The 17705-nt window shown below is 58.0% G+C and carries 17 protein-coding genes; 4 read left to right on the top strand and 13 right to left on the bottom strand.

Translation table 11 applies throughout. From position 1 onward, the window contains the following. Positions 1-138: 138 nt before the first annotated feature. The 4 genes from ccoP to ccoN are packed head-to-tail and all read right to left on the bottom strand — an operon-like array spanning position 139 to position 3580. Complete coding sequence (gene ccoP, locus ACR0LF_RS21180) at positions 139-1002, bottom strand: cytochrome-c oxidase, cbb3-type subunit III (RefSeq protein WP_480583225.1); 864 nt, start codon at positions 1000-1002, stop codon at positions 139-141. After that, complete coding sequence (locus tag ACR0LF_RS21185) at positions 999-1217, bottom strand: cbb3-type cytochrome c oxidase subunit 3 (protein WP_480583228.1); 219 nt, start codon at positions 1215-1217, stop codon at positions 999-1001. The genes ccoP and ACR0LF_RS21185 overlap by 4 nt, the downstream gene beginning before the upstream one ends. 10 nt (positions 1218-1227) lie before the next feature. Continuing rightward, the gene (gene ccoO / locus ACR0LF_RS21190) at positions 1228-1956 is read right to left on the bottom strand and encodes a cytochrome-c oxidase, cbb3-type subunit II (RefSeq protein WP_480583231.1); all 729 of its coding nucleotides are present in this window, start codon (positions 1954-1956) and stop codon (positions 1228-1230) included. Between the two features lie 16 nt (positions 1957-1972). Further along, complete coding sequence (gene ccoN, locus ACR0LF_RS21195; protein ID WP_480583235.1) at positions 1973-3580, bottom strand: cytochrome-c oxidase, cbb3-type subunit I; 1608 nt, start codon at positions 3578-3580, stop codon at positions 1973-1975. A gap of 201 nt (positions 3581-3781) precedes the next feature. Here ccoN and ACR0LF_RS21200 point away from each other — a divergent pair, with 201 nt between their 5' ends. Continuing rightward, positions 3782-4621, top strand: coding sequence for a universal stress protein (locus ACR0LF_RS21200; RefSeq protein ID WP_480583238.1), 840 nt, complete (start codon positions 3782-3784; stop codon positions 4619-4621). Between the two features lie 43 nt (positions 4622-4664). Here the strand turns inward: ACR0LF_RS21200 and ACR0LF_RS21205 are convergent, their stop codons facing one another. Both ACR0LF_RS21205 and fnrL read right to left on the bottom strand, forming a co-directional pair. Beyond that, complete coding sequence (locus ACR0LF_RS21205) at positions 4665-4919, bottom strand: GlsB/YeaQ/YmgE family stress response membrane protein (RefSeq protein ID WP_480583242.1); 255 nt, start codon at positions 4917-4919, stop codon at positions 4665-4667. A 67-nt stretch (positions 4920-4986) separates the two neighbouring features. Continuing rightward, positions 4987-5730 carry a transcriptional regulator FnrL gene (fnrL, locus tag ACR0LF_RS21210; protein WP_480583244.1) on the bottom strand — a complete coding sequence of 248 codons (744 nt, stop codon included), beginning with the start codon at positions 5728-5730 and terminating at the stop codon, positions 4987-4989. Positions 5731-5791: 61 nt separating this feature from the next. On the opposite strand from fnrL, the gene hemN reads away from it, so the two are divergent. Further along, positions 5792-7147 (top strand): oxygen-independent coproporphyrinogen III oxidase, encoded by a 1356-nt coding sequence (hemN, locus tag ACR0LF_RS21215; protein ID WP_480583247.1) that lies wholly within the window; start codon positions 5792-5794, stop codon positions 7145-7147. A 211-nt stretch (positions 7148-7358) separates the two neighbouring features. Continuing rightward, the gene (locus tag ACR0LF_RS21220; protein ID WP_480583250.1) at positions 7359-9287 is read left to right on the top strand and encodes an elongation factor G; all 1929 of its coding nucleotides are present in this window, start codon (positions 7359-7361) and stop codon (positions 9285-9287) included. 24 nt (positions 9288-9311) lie between these two features. On the opposite strand, the gene ACR0LF_RS21225 is transcribed toward ACR0LF_RS21220, so the two are convergent. The 5 genes from ACR0LF_RS21225 to ACR0LF_RS21245 all read right to left on the bottom strand — a co-directional run bounded on the left by ACR0LF_RS21225 (position 9312) and on the right by ACR0LF_RS21245 (position 15676). After that, the gene (locus ACR0LF_RS21225) at positions 9312-10889 is read right to left on the bottom strand and encodes an ABC transporter ATP-binding protein (protein ID WP_480583253.1); all 1578 of its coding nucleotides are present in this window, start codon (positions 10887-10889) and stop codon (positions 9312-9314) included. Further along, positions 10886-11992 (bottom strand): ABC transporter permease, encoded by a 1107-nt coding sequence (locus ACR0LF_RS21230; protein WP_480583256.1) that lies wholly within the window; start codon positions 11990-11992, stop codon positions 10886-10888. Before ACR0LF_RS21230 ends, ACR0LF_RS21225 begins: the two co-directional genes overlap by 4 nt. After that, positions 11993-13087 carry a microcin C ABC transporter permease YejB gene (locus ACR0LF_RS21235; RefSeq protein ID WP_480583259.1) on the bottom strand — a complete coding sequence of 365 codons (1095 nt, stop codon included), beginning with the start codon at positions 13085-13087 and terminating at the stop codon, positions 11993-11995. 1 nt (position 13088) lies between these two features. Next, a complete protein-coding gene (locus ACR0LF_RS21240) occupies positions 13089-14981 on the bottom strand; it encodes an extracellular solute-binding protein (protein ID WP_480856465.1) in 1893 nt (630 codons plus the stop codon). 182 nt (positions 14982-15163) lie between these two features. After that, positions 15164-15676: a c-type cytochrome gene (locus tag ACR0LF_RS21245; RefSeq protein ID WP_480583320.1), complete on the bottom strand. Its 513-nt coding sequence runs from the start codon at positions 15674-15676 to the stop codon at positions 15164-15166. A gap of 120 nt (positions 15677-15796) precedes the next feature. On the opposite strand from ACR0LF_RS21245, the gene ACR0LF_RS21250 reads away from it, so the two are divergent. Next, positions 15797-16630: a prephenate dehydratase gene (locus ACR0LF_RS21250; protein WP_480583266.1), complete on the top strand. Its 834-nt coding sequence runs from the start codon at positions 15797-15799 to the stop codon at positions 16628-16630. A gap of 4 nt (positions 16631-16634) precedes the next feature. Here the strand turns inward: ACR0LF_RS21250 and ACR0LF_RS21255 are convergent, their stop codons facing one another. Continuing rightward, entirely contained in the window at positions 16635-17177 is a 543-nt protein-coding gene (locus ACR0LF_RS21255) for a chloramphenicol phosphotransferase CPT family protein (RefSeq protein WP_480583269.1), read from the bottom strand. A 49-nt stretch (positions 17178-17226) separates the two neighbouring features. After that, a complete protein-coding gene (locus ACR0LF_RS21260) occupies positions 17227-17694 on the bottom strand; it encodes an SRPBCC family protein (RefSeq protein WP_480583272.1) in 468 nt (155 codons plus the stop codon). Between the last annotated feature and the right edge of the window lie 11 nt (positions 17695-17705).

Genomic DNA, 17705 nt, shown 5'->3' on the forward strand with positions numbered 1-17705 from the left:
GCAGCATCCCGAACCCGGTGGCAAAGCAGCCGGAAATTGGCTAAAAAAGCACCGGCTGTTCAGGAAACGCGCGAACAGATGGAACAGCCGGTGCCCAAACCTTCGGGCGGCGAACCGTCCGAAGGTATTCCTTGATACTTACTGACCACCACCCAACTGGTGGACATAGGCGGTCACAGCGCGGATTTGCGCGTCGGTCAGACGATTTTCCCATGCAGGCATCACGCCAAAGCGGCTGTAGGTAACCGTTTCAGTCAGTGCCTCTTCGCTGCCGCCGTATAGCCAGATGGCATCGGTCAGGTTCGGCGCGCCCTGAAAGACATCGCCTTTGCCGTCTTCGCCGTGGCAGGACGCGCAGTTGGTTTCAAAGACAACCTTGCCTGCCTGCGCTGCCGCGTCATCCGACTGCGCATTGGTCAGCGACATGACGTACTGAACCACCTGGGTAATCTCTTCCTTCTCAAGAATCTCACCAAAGGCCGGCATCTCGGAATAGCGCGCATCGTCGCTTTCCTCGTTTCGAATACCATAGGCAACGGTGAACTCGATATCTTCAAGCGTACCGCCCCACAGCCAGGCGTCGTCCAGCAGGTTCGGAAAACCCGGCGCACCCTGCGCACCCGAGCCGTGGCATTGCGCACACCAGGTGCGGAATACAGCGCCGCCGGAGTTTACCGCATATTGCTGCAGTTCCGCGTCTTTCGAGATATCCTCAAGCGACGTTTCCACCAGCTTGGCGTTCCAGGGCGCATTCGCTTCCTCAAACGCAACCATCTCTTGCTGCACCTCACCGCGCGAGGACCAGCCCGTCACGCCGGCGGTCGCCGACTGAACCAGAGGCCATGCCGGGTACATGATCGTATAGATCACGCCCCAGAAGATCGTGACATAGAAGGTCCACAGCCACCAGCGCGGCATCGGGTTGTCAAACTCTTCGATACCGTCCCAGCTGTGGCCCGTGGTGTTCGGATCGCCCGGCTGTTTTTCAGGTGTCTTGCTCATTGCCGCGCCTCCTTGGAATCAGATTTGGCGGGTTTGTCGTCGCCCCGCAGGGGCGCTGGTGCATCTGCGTGCCGGAAAGGGATGTTGGCGGTGTCCTTGTATTCCTTGCTGGCACCGGGGCGGAAAACCCAGATGATAATGCCAACAAAGAAGACAAACAGCACAAGCAGCATCCAGCTATCCGCGAATTGCCGTAAGAGAGTGTATTCTTCCATCACACCCTCCCTAGCGGCTCGCGTCCGGGGTGAAGGTCGAGAAATCGACCAGCGTTCCCAGCATCTGCAGGTAAGCGACCAGCGCATCAGCCTCGGTCAGCTCGGGCTGACCGTCGAAGTTGCGAACACTGACCTTGTCGCCATAGCGTTCCAGCAGACCGTCATAGTCGCTGTCCGGATCGGCCTGTGCCCGGAAATCCGCCTGCGCGTTTGCCAGCATCTCTTCGGTATAGGGCGTGCCCACGACCGCATTCGCCGCCATGATGTCACCAATATACTTGCCGTCGATCTTGCGGTGTTCGAGGAAACCATACTTCGGCATCACCGATTCCGGCACCACCGATTGCGGGTCCCGCAGGTGATCTACGTGCCACTGGTCCGAGTAGCGGCCACCAACACGTGCCAAATCAGGCCCGGTGCGTTTCGATCCCCACTGGAACGGGTGGTCATACATCGACTCGGCTGCCAGCGAATAGTGGCCATAACGTTCAACCTCATCCCGCATCGGGCGGATCATCTGGCTGTGGCAGGTGTAGCAGCCTTCGCGGATGTAGATTTCACGCCCGGCCATCTCCAGGGGGGTGTAAGGGCGCATGCCCTCCACCTTCTCGATGGTGTTCTCAAGATAGAACAGCGGGGTGATCTGCACGATGCCACCGATGGTCACGACCAGAAAGCTGAAGATCAGCAGGAGGGTCGCGTTGGTCTCGAGGATCTTATGTTTGTCGAGAATTGCCATTGCTCCGGCCCTCCCTCTATTCAGCCGGGACCGCGACGGTCAGGCTGGCCTCTTTGGCCGGCGCTTTCCGCACAGTCATCCACAGATTGTAGCACATGATCACAGCGCCAGCGACGAACATGACGCCACCCAAAGCACGCACCACATACATCGGGAACTTGGCCGCCACGGTGTCGGCGAACGAGTTCACCAGGAAGCCGTTGGCATCCACTTCGCGCCACATCAGGCCTTCCATGATACCGGTGACCCACATCGACGCGGCGTAGAGCACGATGCCGATGGTGGCGAGCCAGAAGTGCCAGCTGACCATCTGCAGCGAGTACAGGCGTTCACGCTTCCACAGGACAGGCACCAGGAAGTACAGCGCACCAAAGGTGATCATGCCGTTCCAGCCCAGCGCTCCCGAGTGCACGTGACCAATGGTCCAGTCTGTGTAGTGGCTGAGCGAGTTCACCGCACGGATCGACATCATCGGACCTTCAAAGGTGGACATGCCGTAGAAGCCGACCGAGATAACCATCATCCGGATCACGGGGTCAGTACGCAGCTTGTCCCATGCACCCGACAGGGTCATCAGACCGTTGATCATGCCACCCCAGGACGGCATCCACAGGATCACCGAGAACACCATGCCCAGCGTCGAAGCCCAGTCAGGCAGCGCGGTATAATGCAGGTGGTGCGGACCGGCCCAGATATACAGGAAGATCAGCGCCCAGAAGTGGATGATCGACAGTTTGTACGAGAAAACGGGACGTTCGGCCTGCTTTGGGATGAAGTAATACATCATGCCCAGGAAACCGGCGGTCAAGAAGAAGCCCACAGCGTTGTGGCCGTACCACCACTGGATCATGGCATCCTGAACACCTGACCAGACGATGACCGATTTGGAACCCCAGATGCTGACCGGGATGGTCATGTTGTTGACCAGGTGCAGCATGGCAACGGTGACGATGAAGGCCAGATAGAACCAGTTTGCCACGTAGATATGGGGCTCTTTCCGCTTGATGATCGTGCCCAGATAGACGGCCAGATAGGCCACCCAGACAATGGTCAGCCACAGGTCGACATACCATTCGGGTTCGGCATATTCCTTGGACTGCGTTCCACCCAGCACATAGCCGGTAGCGGCCAGCACGATGAACAGCTGATAGCCCCAGAATACGAACCACGCCAGATTGCCGCCCCACAGACGCGCGGCGCTGGTGCGCTGCACCACGTAGAACGAGGTCGCGATCAAGGCGTTACCACCAAAGGCAAAAATCACCGCCGAGGTGTGCAGCGGGCGCAAACGGCCGAAATTCAGATACCCCTGCGCCCATTCGAAATTCAGCACCGGAAAAGCCAGCTGAAAAGCGATAAAGGTTCCTGCCAGAAACCCGATAACGCCCCAGAACGCCGTTGCGATCACGCCATAGCGGATCACGTCATCCATGTATTCCGCCGAGCGATCTACAAGAATATCTGGCTCATCGGTGTTTCGAAGCGTCCAGATGAACAGGCCGCCGGCGATAAGCATCACCAGCAATGCATGTACCTGATACGCCAAATCGCGTGCATAATTGGTGCCGATCGCTGCGAACAGCGCGACCAGCCCAAGCACGATCAGCTTGATGTAATTCGACATATTGCGTCCCTTTGCCATGCCCCGCGCGTTTTTGATTCTTATGACGCGCGAAACCCATTTGACTGGCTGCCGTTCTGAAGCACGGCGACCACTACTGCTTTGATCTGTATCAAGACAGTTCTGCGTTTTCTGTGACACGCATTGTAGAGGAAATAGGCCAACTGGTCACATGAGACTAATTGCCCGAAACATGAGGTCGCAATGGCGTACAAAACTCTTCTCACTGTCATGACCGAAACGCAGACGGCTCCGGCTGCTCTGGCGCAGATGGTGGCGCTGGCAGAGGCTCAGGATGCCCATGCCGAAACACTTTGCCTTGGCGTCGACCGCAGTCAGACAGGCTACTATTATGCCGGTGCGAATGCGCTGATCGTTCAGGAAACACTCAACCGGGCCAATGCCGAAGCAGAAGAACTGTTGAGCTTTGCCAACGACTATCTTGGCAAGTCCGGGGTTCGGTGGTCCGCCGAACATGGCGTCGCCCAGATCGCCGATATCGGACGCCATGTCGCGCATCGGGCCCGGTTTTCAGACCTGGTGATTCTGCCGCATCCCTATGGCAAAGATCGCGGAGCCGAGGCCGAACCCATCATCGAAGCAGCCATGTTCGAAGGGCATTGCCCGGTTCTGGTTGTTCCGGACGAGACTGAGCCTCTGAAGGTCCCCAGCAACATCATGATTGCCTGGAATGAAAGCGTGGAAGCGATGTGCGCCATTCGACACGCCCTGCCCTTCCTGAAACAGGCTGAGCTGGTCCGGATCGTGGTCATCGACCCGCCCCGGCATGGGCCGGATCGGTCTGATCCGGGTGGGATGTTGTCGCAGATGCTGGCCCGTCACGGTGTGAAATGCGAGATTGATGTGCTCAGCAAAACCATGACGCGCGTGTCGGATATCCTGAACCGACACGCCTCCGATACGGAATCGGATATGATCGTGATGGGCGCTTATGGCCATTCCCGTTTTCGCGAAGCCATTCTGGGCGGCGCAACCCGCAATATGCTTGAACAATCCACGGTGCCCGTATTCCTGGCACACTGATCCGGTTAATAATGTCAGAAGCCGCCTGAACCGGCGGCTTTTGTCATCCTTTGCGAACAAGTCCGATCACGAACAGCAGAATTACCGCGCCGATTGTCGCAAAGAAGATCGACGACAGCAGGCCACCACCCACGGCGAACCCAAGCGCCGGGAAGATCATCCCTGACAGAAACGCGCCGACGATCCCGACGATTACGTTCCCCAACAGGCCGAACCCTCGGCCTTCCATGATCTTGCCGGACAGCCAACCGGCGATTGCGCCGATAAACAGCATCGCCAACACACTGCTGAATTCCATGCCATGCTCCTGAGTTAGAGTGTTCCGCAACCAATCGCTGCGGCAATTGTCACGCGTTAAACGCAGGTTAAATCAGAAAACCGCCATCCGAATCATCACCCGCCTCTTCCATCAGGCGGCCCAGATCGGGGATGGTTACGTGACGCTTGCCCTCCAGCGTAATAATGCCGTCCTTTTTAAGGGCCGAGATCTGGCGGCTGACGGTTTCCAGCGTCAGGCCGAGATAATCCGCCATGGCCTCTCGGGTCAGGGGCAGGTCGAACACCATGGGCCCCGACAGACCCTTTTGACTGATCGATGCGTCCCGACGGGCGATGATCGACAACAGGCTGGCAATCTTCTCACGCGCTGTCTTGCGCCCCAGGACCAGCATCCACTCACGCGCGGCGTCAAGCTCATCCAGCGTCATCTGCAAAAGGCGATGGGCGATATGCGGGGTGTGATCCATCAACTCTTCAAACGGCTTCTTGCGGAAGCAGCACATCACGACATCCGTGGTCGCCTGAACATCGTAGGGCGCAATCTCGCGCCCCGGGCGTCCCACGAAGTCGCTGGGCAGCAGCAGGCCGACCATTTGGGTCCGGCCATCTTCCATCGTCTGCGTCAAAGTCGCGATCCCAGCCACGACCGAGCCGACAAAATTCATCTGATCCCCAGACCAGATAATAGTCTGCCCCGCCTCAAAACTGCGGTAATATTTAATGCTTTCAAGCTCTTCCAGCTCATCAGCATCACAACTGGCACAGACAGCACGATGTCGAATCGGGCAGTCTGTGCAATTGGAATGGTCAAACTGTGCTTTTATCGTCATGCGCGTTTCCACTTGATCTCCATCAAAGCACCTAGGTCGCCTGCCCCTTAAGGGTATCGCTATGATAGTGAAACCACAATTGGCAAAGCTTGGACTTTTTGACGCGAAAGTTCCGCGTTACACCAGCTATCCCACAGCCCCTCATTTCAGCAATGATGTGGGGGCCGATCTGTTTGGCGACTGGATATCCGGCATCAAACCCGGCAGCGCCATTTCCCTGTACATACATGTCCCGTTCTGCCGCAGGCTGTGCTGGTTCTGCGCCTGTCGGACGCAGGGAACGCAAACCGACAACCCGGTGATCGCCTATGTGGATGTCTTGAAGGCCGAGCTGGACCTTCTGGCGCAAAGATTGCCCGAGGGCGTGGTGCTGTCGCGCCTGCACTGGGGTGGTGGGACACCGACCTTGCTGAATGCCCAGCTGATGCGCGATCTTGCGCGGCACATTCTGGGCATCGTCCCCCTGGGGCCCGATGCCGAATTCTCGGTCGAGATCGATCCGAACGAGGTTGACGAGGCTCGCCTGGATGCGCTGGCAGATGCCGGCATGAACCGCGCCTCGATCGGGGTACAGGATTTCGATGACGAAATTCAAAAAACCATCGGCCGCATTCAAAGCTACGACACCACCCGCGATGCCATCGACATGATCCGCGCCCGCGGCATCACCAGCCTGAACGCCGATATCCTTTTTGGCCTGCCCCATCAGACCAAGGCGCGCATGACCGAAAGTGTGCAGAAACTCCTGTCGCTCAGCCCGGATCGCGTGGCGCTTTACGGCTATGCTCATGTGCCGTGGATGGCCAAACGCCAGCAGTTGATTCCCTCGGACGCCCTGCCCACGCCGGAACAAAGGCTTGAGCTGTTCGATACGGCCCGGCGGCTGTTTTTGTGGGATAACTATGCCGAAATCGGCATCGACCATTTTGCCACGCAGGATGACGGGCTGACCCACGCTCTGCGTGCGGGCCGTCTGAAGCGCAACTTTCAGGGCTATACTGACGATCAGGCCGATGTGCTGATCGGTGTCGGGGCCAGTTCGATCTCGCGCTTTCCGCAGGGCTATGCGCAGAACGCACCAGCCACATCCGCCCATACCAAAGCCATCCGCAACGGGCAGTTTTCAACCTCTCGGGGGCATCTGTTTAAAGGTCAGGACGTCCTGCGCGCCCGCCTGATCGAGGCGCTTATGTGCGATTTTCAGATCAACTCGGCGGAAATTCTGCGTGACCACGATGTCTCGGCTGCCGCGCTGGACGAGATGTATCGCGCGGCAAATGCCTCTTTCGACGGGCTGTTGCAGATCACCGAGGATGGGCTTTACGTTCCGCCCGAGGCGCGCGCGCTGACCCGGATGATCGCCCGCAGCTTTGATGCCTATGACCTCAGCAAAGCCGGGCACAGTTCGGCGATCTGACCTTTTTCTGCGGGCAACATTTGGCCCGTGCAGCGGAAAACACATCAGGGGCTTGACGCACGCCTGCGGTTTTTCCCACACTTGTGTTGTGGGGTGATGTTTCACCCTGCTGTCTGAGGCGGGCAAAATACAGACACTCCTTGTCGGCGCGAATGCGTCGGTCGGTCCCTTTCGTGCAACCATTCTGCAACCTGAAAGAGGGACAACACTCATGCGCGTCTTCACCGTCCTAGGGCCCAGCCAATCGGGCAAATCTACTCTGGTCGAGGCCATCAGCCGCCTCGACGGGCGCCCCACCACATTCGATGTTTCCGGAACCGTGCATTTGCACGGTTTTTCTTACTTGGACGAGCCCTGGTGCGCGATTGACGTTGATGGGGGTGGCGATGCGCTGGCCTATGTCGGTCCCGCAATGGCCATCTCAGATGCGGCCGTCGTGGTCGTGCCCCCCGACCCAAATGCCGCCGTTCTGTGCGCGCCTTATCTGCGGTTGGTCGAAGAGGCCGGTATTCCCTGTTTTCTGTTCATCAACAGGATGGACAACCCCAACGGCCGAATTCGCGACATCATCGCAGCGCTGCAAACATACTGCACCAATCACATCGCGCTGCGGCAGGTGCCCATCCGCGAAGGCGACACGATCATCGGCGCGGTTGATCTGATTTCGGAACGGGCCTGGAAGTATCAGGAAGGCCAACCCTCGGCCCTGATCGAACTGCCTCAATCCGTGGAAGACCGCGAGCAGGAAGCCCGGACCGAGTTGCTGGAAACCCTATCCGATTTCGATGACAACCTGCTGGAGCAGTTGATCGAAGACAAGCAGCCGCCAAGTGACGAGGTTTATGACCTGGCCGCGCAGGTCCTGCAAAACCATCAGTTGATCCCAGCATGTCTGGGGGCCGCGAGCCACGGCAACGGGCTGACGCGACTGATGAAGGCCCTGCGGCACGAAGCACCTGAGTTTGATATCGCTGCCGGACGGGACGAGGCCGCGGACAGTGCCCGCGCCATTGCTGGTTTTGCAGATGTCAAAAAACACATCGGAAAGATCGTCGTTTTGCGCGGTCTTGGGGACGGTGTGCAAGCCCATGAGGCTTTGGGCGGTGAGACCGTCGGTAACCTGACAACGCTGGATGCCAAGACCCAAATCGCCACGCTGGACGCCGGGCAGATCGGGCTGGCGGTGAAATCCGATCACCTCAACCCCGGCTACATCTACGACAGCAATTCAGCGACGGAACTGCCGGAATGGGCAGCCTCGCATCCGGTCGCGCATCGCCAGATCGTCTCACCCGCGCATGAGCGGGACGATGTACGCCTGTCCAATGCCCTGAGCCGTCTCGTCGAAATCGACCCCGGTCTGCACGTGCATCAGGATGAGTTGAGCGGTCATTCGATCCTTGGATCGCAAGGACCGCAGCATATGCGTCGGGTGACTGCCAAGCTGGCCGAGGATTTCGGGATCGAGATTGAAGCGGACCAAGTCGAAACCGCCTATCGCGAGACCATCCGCTCGCCCGTCGAACATCGCCATCGCCATCGCAAACAGTCCGGCGGTGCCGGGCAATTTGCAGATGTGGTAATTTCCGTCGCGCCCCTGCCTCGCGGATCGGGCTTTCAGTTCGAAGAGGTGGTCAAGGGCGGCGCGGTGCCCAAGAACTACATCCCGTCCGTGGAACACGGTGCCAAGGATGCGCTGGAACAAGGCCCCGAGGGCTTTCCCGTGGTCGATGTCAAAGTGACCCTGAGCGACGGCAAACACCATGACGTGGACAGTTCAGACTATGCGTTTCGAACCGCAGGCAAGAATGCCGTGCGTGAGGCGTTGCCGCAGGCCAAGCCGGTGGTTCTACAACCGATCCTGACCGCTGAAATTCACCTGCCGTCCGATTTTGTTGGTGATCTCGTGCCAACGATCAGCACGCTGCAAGGGCAGGTTCTGGGATTTGAGGGCAACCCAAACGCCTCTGGGTGGGAGATCTTCAATGCTCAGATCCCCGCCGTGGCCGAGGATGAACTGCACCGTACCCTCGCCAGCGCCACACGTGGAACCGGGTGGGTCAAGCTGAGCTTTGACCATTACGAAGAGCTGCGCGGGCCTGTTCCCAAAGCGGCAGCCAAAGAAAAGGCCAGCGCTTGAACGACTGAAATAGGCGGGCTGATTTCAGCCCGCCGCCGCAATCAATTCGCGGGTATAGTCGGTCTGCGCGTTTTCGAACAAATCCTCGGCCGTGCCCATTTCAACCACGTCACCGTTACGCATGACGATGACGTTGTGAGACATGGCCCGCACAACTTTCAGGTCATGGCTGATGAACAGATAGGCCAGCCCGTACTTCTTCTGCAAATCGCGCAGCAGATCGACGATCTGAACCTGAACCGTCATGTCCAGTGCGCTGGTCGGTTCATCCAGCACCAGAAGCTTGGGGCGCAGAACCATTGCCCGCGCAATGGCGATGCGCTGGCGCTGACCGCCTGAAAACTCGTGCGGATACCGGTCCATCGCCGCAGGATCCAGACCCACTTCGGTCATCACCTCTGCCACCAGTTCGCGCGGGGCGCGATGAGGGTCAATTTTGTGAATCGCCAGACCTTCCGCGATGATCTGCTGACAGGTCATGCGCGGGCTGAGACTGCCGAACGGGTCCTGAAACACGATCTGCATATCCTTGCGCAGGCGGCGCAGCTCTCGCGTAGACCATCTTCGCACATCCTGGTCGCGGAAGGAGATGCCGCCCTCGGACGCAATTAACCGCATGATCGCCAGCGCCAGCGTCGTCTTGCCCGACCCGCTTTCACCCACGATCCCCAGAGTCTCACCCGCGCGCACGCTCAGGGTGGCGTCATTCACAGCTTTCACATAACCAACCGTGCGTTTCAGAAACCCGCGCTGGATCGGGAACCAGACCTTCAGATGGTCAGTGCGCGCGACCTCTTCCGCGTCTGATGCAACGGCTTCCGGCTGACCCGAAGGTTCTGCGGCAAGAAGTTTGCGGGTGTAGGGATGCTGTGGATTGTCGAAGATTTCTCGCGTCACACCGGTTTCGACGATTTCGCCGTCCTTCATCACACAGACCCTATCGGCAATCCGGCGCACGATGCCCAGATCATGGGTGATGAACAACATCCCCATGTTTTCGGATTTCTGTAACTCGGCCAACAGCTCGAGTATCTGCGCCTGAATGGTCACGTCCAGCGCCGTCGTCGGCTCATCAGCGATCAGGATGTCCGGCTTGTTGGCCAGCGCCATGGCGATCATAACGCGTTGCCGCTGCCCGCCCGACAACTGGTGCGGATAGCTGTCCAGACGGTCCTCGGGGTCGCGAATTCCAACCTTGGTCAGCAGCTCAAGGATACGATCCCGCGCCTCGTCACCCGTCACCCCCTGATGCAGGGCGAGCGATTCAGCCATTTGTTTCTGGATCGTGTGCAACGGGTTCAGCGATGTCATCGGCTCCTGAAAGATGAAGCTGATATCATTGCCCCGCACATCCATAAGATGCTGTTCCGAGGCGCCGATCATCTCTTGCCCCTCATACGTGACCGAGCCTTCAACCAGTGCGCTGTCGCCCAACAGTGAAACGGTCGACAAGGCGGTGACGGATTTACCCGATCCGGACTCGCCCACCAAGGCAACCGTCTCACCCCGATCCACGGTAAAGGACACGCCTTTGACCGCCGCACTGATCTGTCCGTCCTGCCGGAACGAGACCTTGAGGTTGTTCACATCCAGCAGGCTCATGAGAAGGTCTTTCTAGGATCAAACGCATCCCGCACGCCTTCGAAAATGAAGACCAGCAAAGACAGCATGATGGCAAAGGTGAAGAAGGCGGTAAAAGCCAGCCACGGGGCCTGCAGGTTCTGTTTGGCCTGCAAGGTCAACTCTCCCAACGAGGGGGCCGAGGACGGCAGGCCGAAACCCAGATAATCCAGCGAGGCCAGACCGCCGATGGTTCCGGTAACGATGAACGGCATGAACGTCAGGGTGGCCACCATCGCATTGGGCAGCATGTGGCGGAACATGATCGTCATGTTGCCCACACCCAGCGCCCGCGCAGCCCGCACATATTCCAGGTTCCGTGCCCGCAGGAATTCGGCGCGCACCACGCCCACCAGCCCGGTCCAACTGAACAGGATCATCAACGCTACCAGCAGCCAGAAACTTCGCCCCAGAACAGCGAACATGATGATGATGACATAAAGCGACGGGGTCGCTGACCATATCTCGATGATCCGTTGAAAGATCAGGTCCAGCCAACCGCCGAAGAAGCCCTGTATGGCCCCGGCAAAAATGCCGATCAGACTGGCGGCACCCGTAACAAGCAGTGTGAACAGGATCGACAGTCGGAAACCGTAGATCACCCGGGCCAGCACATCGCGTTTGGTGTCATCCGTGCCCAGCAGGTTCTGACCGTTGGGCGGCAAGGGCGCGGCCCCGGGGCGATCCACAGACGTATTGTAGGAATAGGGGATCAACGGCCAAAGCGACCAGCCACGCTCGAACCCTTCCGCCTGGAATGTACCGGCGTCGATCTGTTCGATGATGCCTTCGGGATCGTCGAAACACTCTTCCAATCCACCACTGTCAATCAGGCATTGAACCTCGGGGTCGCGATAGATCGCCTCTGTCTGGAAGTCGCCGCCAAATTCGGTTTCGGCGTAGAAGTTGAAGACCGGCGTGTAGAACTCACCGCGGTATTTCACGAGGATGGGTTTGTCGTTGGCGATGAACTCGGCAAACAGCGACAGGCCGAACAAAACCGCGAAGATGATCAGCGACCAGAAGGCGCGCTTGTTGCGGCGAAAGTTACTCCAGCGGCGCTGGTTCAGGGGGGACAATGCCATTTACCCCTCCCGCTTTTCGAAATCGATGCGCGGATCGACCAGCACATACATCAGATCGCTGATGATGCCGACAACCAGCCCCATCAGGCCAAAGATGAACAGGGTGCCGAAAATCACCGGATAATCCCGCGCCACGGCAGCCTCGAACCCAAGGCGGCCCAGACCGTCCAGCGAGAAGATGGTCTCGATAATGATCGACCCACCAAAGAACACGCCGATGAACACGGCCGGAAAGCCTGCGATGACGATCAGCATCGCGTTGCGGAACACGTGGCCATAGAGCACCTTGCTTTCACTCAGACCTTTGGCGCGGGCGGTCATGACATATTGCTTTTTGATCTCATCCAGAAACGAGTTCTTGGTCAGCAATGTCAGCGTCGCAAAGGCCGAGATCGTCAGCGCAATTGTCGGCAACGCAATATGCCAGAAATAATCCGCGATCTTGCCGAAAAGGCTCAAACTGTCCCAGTTGTCCGACGTCAGACCGCGTAGCGGGAAGATCTGCCAATACGATCCACCGGCGAACAGAACCAGAAGCAGAATGGCGAAAAGGAAGCCCGGGATCGCATACGCCACAATGATCGCACCGCTTGTCCAGGTATCGAATTGCGAGCCATCCTTGACCGCTTTGCGAATGCCCAGCGGGATCGACACCAGATAGGCGATCAGGGTCGACCACAGCCCCAGAGAGATGGAGACCGGCATCTTTTCCAGCACCAGGTCAATCACACTGATCGAACGGAAATAGCTCTCGCCGAAATCAAGCGTCAGATAGTTGCCCATCATGATCAGAAAACGTTCCAACGGCGGTTTGTCGAAGCCGAATTCCTTTTCAAGCTCGGCAATGAACTCAGGCGGCAGACCCCGCGCGCCGACATACTTGTCGTCGAAAACACCGCCGGCTGGTTCAGACCCCGCACCGGCATCGCCTCCGCCCGCAAATCCGGCGAACACGTCCCCCTGCCCTTCGATCTGCGCGATGATCTGCTCGACCGGCCCACCTGGCACGAATTGCACCAGCGTGAAGTTGACGACCATGATGCCCAAAAGGGTCGGAATGATCAGCAACAAGCGTCTTAGAATATAGGCGCCCATGTTATCGCAGTGCGCCTTTCGCTTTCAACGCGGCCTCTTTTTCCGGATTGATCCACCACAGGTCCAGATGACCCAGTGAATAGGGCGGCAGGTTTTCAGGGTATTCGTACATATCGTAATATGCCGTCCAGTAGTCAGGGATGTAGCCTACGGGGACTACGAAGAACTCATACCGCAGGGCGCGATCCAGCGCCATCAATGCCGCGTCCTGATCCGCCTGGTTGTCGGTATCAAAGGAAGCCTCGATAATCGCGTCGACCAAGGGGCTGGCCAATCCGGCCGGATTGAAGAGGCTGAATGCGGCCTCTTCCGATCCGTACATCTGGCTCAACCCACCACCGGTCGACAGGAATGATCCGTAGCGCGTGGAATAGACCATGTCGTAGTCGCGCTCGCGGCTGCGCAGAGTGTATTGCGCCGGATCAACCTTTTCCGCCGAAGCATCGACGCCGATGGCCTGAAGGTTCTGAACATAGGTTTCGATCATCGTGGCGGTCGATGTTGGCAGGTTCGAAGGATAGGGGATATTCACCTTCAGTGTCTGCCCTTCGGCATTGCGTCGCACATTGCCGTCACCTACGGGCCATCCAGCCTCATCCAGTATTTTTGCCGCTTTGCGCAGATTTCTCCGATCATTCAGGCGCGCGGGGTTGGACTCGTGGGCCAGCACAGCCGGTTCCGTCAGAAGGTCCGCGGGCACGACGTCACCCAGAGATTGCAGAAACGCCAGTTCCCCACCCTCGGGCAGGCCTTGTGCCTCAAGCGGAGTACCTTGGATAAAGGAATTGCGTGGCGAATTCAGGCCAAACAGCAAGGATTCATTTGCCCATTCGAAGTTGAAGGCCAAGGCAAGCGCCTTGCGGACGTTCTTGTCGGCGAATTGCGGTTTTCCGAGATTGAAAACGAAACCCGAGGGTGTCGGCGGGCTGCCATCCACGATCTCATCGCGAACCACGACACCTTCGTTCAGCTTGGGGAAGTCATACCCCGTTGCCCAAAGCTTGGGGTCATTTTCGATACGCAGGGTGTATTCACCCGCTTTGAACCCTTCGAACGCCGCCGTCTGGTCGGCAAAATACTCGACGCGGATTGTATCGAAATTGTTCCGACCAACGTTGAACGGCAGATCCTTGCCCCAATAGTCTTCACGGCGCTTGTAAACGATCCGGCGGTTGATGTCATAGCTATCGAGCTTATACGGCCCAGATCCAACCGCCACTTCCAGTCGCGGTTCATCCAGACGTCGGGATTCATCCGCTTCGAACCATGCTTTGGAGAAGACCGGTGTCGCGCCAACCGTTTCGATCAGGCTGCGGCGGGTCACTTCGGGGTTGAACGAGAACTTGACCGTGTGGTCATCCAGCGCCTCAGCCCCCGTCACCATGCGGCCAACAGCCTGCGCATAGGACGGCAAGCCCTGTTCGATGAACAGGCGGTGGCTATAAACCACGTCTTCCGCCGTTACCGGAGTGCCGTCCCAAAAGGTTGCCTCGGGCCGTAAGTGAAAGATGACGTAGTTGCGTCCTTCGTCATATTCCAGACTTTTCGCCACCACGCCGTAATACTGCCCGACACTGTCATCGGCACTTTCAATCAGGCGATCATATTGCAGCGTCGTCAATGCACCGGCGCGCCCCTTGCGGGAATAGGGATTGAGAGAATCGAACGTGCCCGAGGCCGCCAAAGACAGCTCACCACCCTTGGGCGCATCAGGGTTCACATAGTTCAGGTGGGTATAATCAGCGGGGTAATCCAGGTTGCCGAAATACGAATACCCATGACTGCTGGTGACACCCTCGTCCAATGCCCAAACGACTTGCGGGGCAACCAAAGCAGCGCAAAGCCCCAATATGCCAGCCCATGGCCTTATCTTAAGATCACGTGAAGCGGGCATCAGCGATATCATGTGGCTCGTCCTCTGGGTCATTGTCTTCGTCAATGTCGTAACCGCTAGCTAAAGTGCCAGCACTGACAGATTCAAGTTTAGAATGCGTGAGCGCTTTGTGAAGTTTCCTTCAGACAAAAAAAGCCGCTGCACAGGGCAGCGGCTTGGAAATTCTCTGATCTGTCAGGCAATCAGTTGCCGATTGTCTGCAGATAGGCGATCACGTCTGCGCGATCCTGCGGCTTTTTCAGACCGGCAAAGCTCATCGACGTGCCCGAGATGTATGCGCTTGGGCGTTCCAGGAAGGCATCCAGCGCCTCGGGTGTCCAGTTGCCGCCATGCGCCTGCATGCTGGCCGAATAACCGGTGAACCCTTTTGCCGAAGCGACCGGGCGATCAACAACGGCGTACAGGTAGGGGCCGGTTCCGTTTGCGCCATCTTCCAGCTTGTGGCACGCGGTGCACTTGCGGAACACTTTCGCGCCCTTCTCGACGTCTGCGGCGGCCAGCAGGTCTTCGAAGACCACTTCTTCGCCGTCGGCACTTTCGCCCGAGCTTTCGGTTTCGATAATGTAGGCGGCCTCAGCCGTGCCATGGCCACCGGAGTAATAGAGGACATCTGCCCCCCATTTGGCCAGAAGCAGCACCAGGAAAGTGCCGAACAGGCCTGCGGCGGCCTTGGTAACTGTCATCGTGTCGAACATTGATCGCGTGTCCATTTCAGCTGTCTGGGCAGGTGTCTAAGGCTTCCACTTGCGAGAGGCAAGGTATAGACACCGCGACGAAACGACCAAATCGCGAACTTGTTGCATGGAATCGACCAAATGACCAAACGCATTGCCTTTCAGGGCGAACCGGGCGCCTATAGTCACGAGGCCTGCCGCAACGCGCGGCCCGATATGGAGGCCCTGCCCTGCCGCACATTCGAAGATGTGATCGAATCGGTCCGCTCTGGCGCGGCCGATCTGGCGATGCTGCCGGTCGAAAACACAACCTATGGTCGGGTCGCTGATATTCACCGCCTGTTGCCGCACAGCGGTTTGCATATCATCGACGAAGCGTTTGTGCGTGTGCATATCAACCTGCTCGGCGTGCCGGGTGCAAAACTGGAAGACATCACCGAGGCGCATTCCCATCTGGTGTTGTTGCCGCAATGCGCCGGTTTCCTTAAGGAACATGGCATTCGCGGTCGCGTCAGCCCCGATAACGCCCGCGCCGCGCGCGAAGTCGCCGAGGTGGGTGATCTGCATTCCGCCGCTTTGGCCAGTGAATTGGCCGGTGAGATTTATGACCTGAACGTCCTGGCCCGCCATATCGAGGACAACGATGACAACACGACCCGTTTCCTGGTCATGTCACGCGAGTCGGATTTATCGCGCCGTGGCGAACACGGGATGATCACCAGCTTTGTGTTCCAAGTCCGCAACATCCCAGCCGCGCTCTACAAAGCCATGGGCGGGTTTGCCACCAACGGCATCAACATGACCAAGCTGGAAAGCTATATGGTCGACGGGTCTTTCACCGCGACGCAATTTTATGCGGATATCGTCGGTCATCCCGAAGACCGGAACGTTCAGTTGGCCATGGATGAGCTGGAGCATTTCACGACCAACGTAGAAGTTCTTGGCGTTTATCCGGCGGCCCAACCGCGCGGCTGACGTATCATTCGAATGGAAGACTGAATTCCGATTGACGCAGATCGCTGCGCCATGCCTGAAGGATTGTCTGAACGTTGGCATCGATGCCGTCCATCGAATCGATCTCGATGTCGTAGATTCTGCCTGCATGGATCACCGACTGGTCACATTCGGCACTACCGACAACGCGATCACCGCGCGATCGTTCGCGCGCGTTCAACTCGGGAACCGGGCAATGGACAGCTACGAACAGAACATCGAACGGGCGGAAGAGGTGGTGCAGGTCTTCGGCCCATTCCGGCGTATCCAGAATATGCTCCAAAATCAGATTGTTGCCAGACGTCGCATAGGCTGCCAGCGACTGATGAAACCCATCAATGAAGGCTGATCTGTCGGCGGACCAATCAAACTCACCACGGCGATAGCGATCCAGCGGCAGAACGCCGGAATCGCGCAAATGATCGATTGAGATATGCCAGAAAGGCTGTTCGATCTTCTGCTGCAATGCCTGCGCAATCGTCGTTTTTCCGCTGCTTGATGCACCATGCAGAAAAATAATGTGCGACATCTGAGGATTCTTCCGTATGCCTTGTTCCGATCAACCCAGCGGACGCCGTCTATGCCCCGTGTAGGTGACGCTGCTCCAACTCACGGGCAAATTCGCTGAGCCGCACCTGAAATCGCTTGCGAAAACGCGATTGCCCCAGTTTCATGGATTGCAGCAACAACCGTGCAGGCAAGGATTTGGCAGCCAATGACATCTCGACGCTCAGGCGCGTCCTGCGTGGGGACAAGGCTAAGAAATCAACCGTCGTCAGGCCGCTCATTCCCTTGCTGGAAGCTTCAAACCGCATTTGCGACGGCTTGTCGTAGTCTGTCATCACCACCGACATCTGGCGCGGCTTTCCGCGCAGTTTGAATTCCGTTTTCCACTCGGTGCCGGCAGTCACCATTGCGCCGCCACCTAAACGCCGCACGTCGATGCCACGGCGCATGGCCATACGCTCGAACCGTTCGAAATCCGAGACCATGTCGAACACCGAATTGATCGGGGCTTCGATATCTTCGCGCGCTGAAAACTGCATGCTGACCTTTG

Source organism: Ruegeria sp. E8 (genome assembly GCF_056533985.1).

Excerpts from the sequence above, each read along its gene's own strand:
- ccoP (WP_480583225.1), bottom strand. The coding sequence starts at position 1,002 with ATGAGCAAGACACCTGAAAAACAGCCGGGCGATCCGAACACCACGGGC.
- ACR0LF_RS21185 (WP_480583228.1), bottom strand. The coding sequence starts at position 1,217 with ATGGAAGAATACACTCTCTTACGGCAATTCGCGGATAGCTGGATGCTG.
- ccoO (WP_480583231.1), bottom strand. The coding sequence starts at position 1,956 with ATGGCAATTCTCGACAAACATAAGATCCTCGAGACCAACGCGACCCTC.
- ccoN (WP_480583235.1), bottom strand. The coding sequence starts at position 3,580 with ATGTCGAATTACATCAAGCTGATCGTGCTTGGGCTGGTCGCGCTGTTC.
- ACR0LF_RS21200 (WP_480583238.1), top strand. The coding sequence starts at position 3,782 with ATGGCGTACAAAACTCTTCTCACTGTCATGACCGAAACGCAGACGGCT.
- ACR0LF_RS21205 (WP_480583242.1), bottom strand. The coding sequence starts at position 4,919 with ATGGAATTCAGCAGTGTGTTGGCGATGCTGTTTATCGGCGCAATCGCC.
- fnrL (WP_480583244.1), bottom strand. The coding sequence starts at position 5,730 with ATGACGATAAAAGCACAGTTTGACCATTCCAATTGCACAGACTGCCCG.
- hemN (WP_480583247.1), top strand. The coding sequence starts at position 5,792 with ATGATAGTGAAACCACAATTGGCAAAGCTTGGACTTTTTGACGCGAAA.
- ACR0LF_RS21220 (WP_480583250.1), top strand. The coding sequence starts at position 7,359 with ATGCGCGTCTTCACCGTCCTAGGGCCCAGCCAATCGGGCAAATCTACT.
- ACR0LF_RS21225 (WP_480583253.1), bottom strand. The coding sequence starts at position 10,889 with ATGAGCCTGCTGGATGTGAACAACCTCAAGGTCTCGTTCCGGCAGGAC.
- ACR0LF_RS21230 (WP_480583256.1), bottom strand. The coding sequence starts at position 11,992 with ATGGCATTGTCCCCCCTGAACCAGCGCCGCTGGAGTAACTTTCGCCGC.
- ACR0LF_RS21235 (WP_480583259.1), bottom strand. The coding sequence starts at position 13,087 with ATGGGCGCCTATATTCTAAGACGCTTGTTGCTGATCATTCCGACCCTT.
- ACR0LF_RS21240 (WP_480856465.1), bottom strand. The coding sequence starts at position 14,981 with ATGCCCGCTTCACGTGATCTTAAGATAAGGCCATGGGCTGGCATATTG.
- ACR0LF_RS21245 (WP_480583320.1), bottom strand. The coding sequence starts at position 15,676 with ATGTTCGACACGATGACAGTTACCAAGGCCGCCGCAGGCCTGTTCGGC.
- ACR0LF_RS21250 (WP_480583266.1), top strand. The coding sequence starts at position 15,797 with ATGACCAAACGCATTGCCTTTCAGGGCGAACCGGGCGCCTATAGTCAC.
- ACR0LF_RS21255 (WP_480583269.1), bottom strand. The coding sequence starts at position 17,177 with ATGTCGCACATTATTTTTCTGCATGGTGCATCAAGCAGCGGAAAAACG.
- ACR0LF_RS21260 (WP_480583272.1), bottom strand. The coding sequence starts at position 17,694 with ATGCAGTTTTCAGCGCGCGAAGATATCGAAGCCCCGATCAATTCGGTG.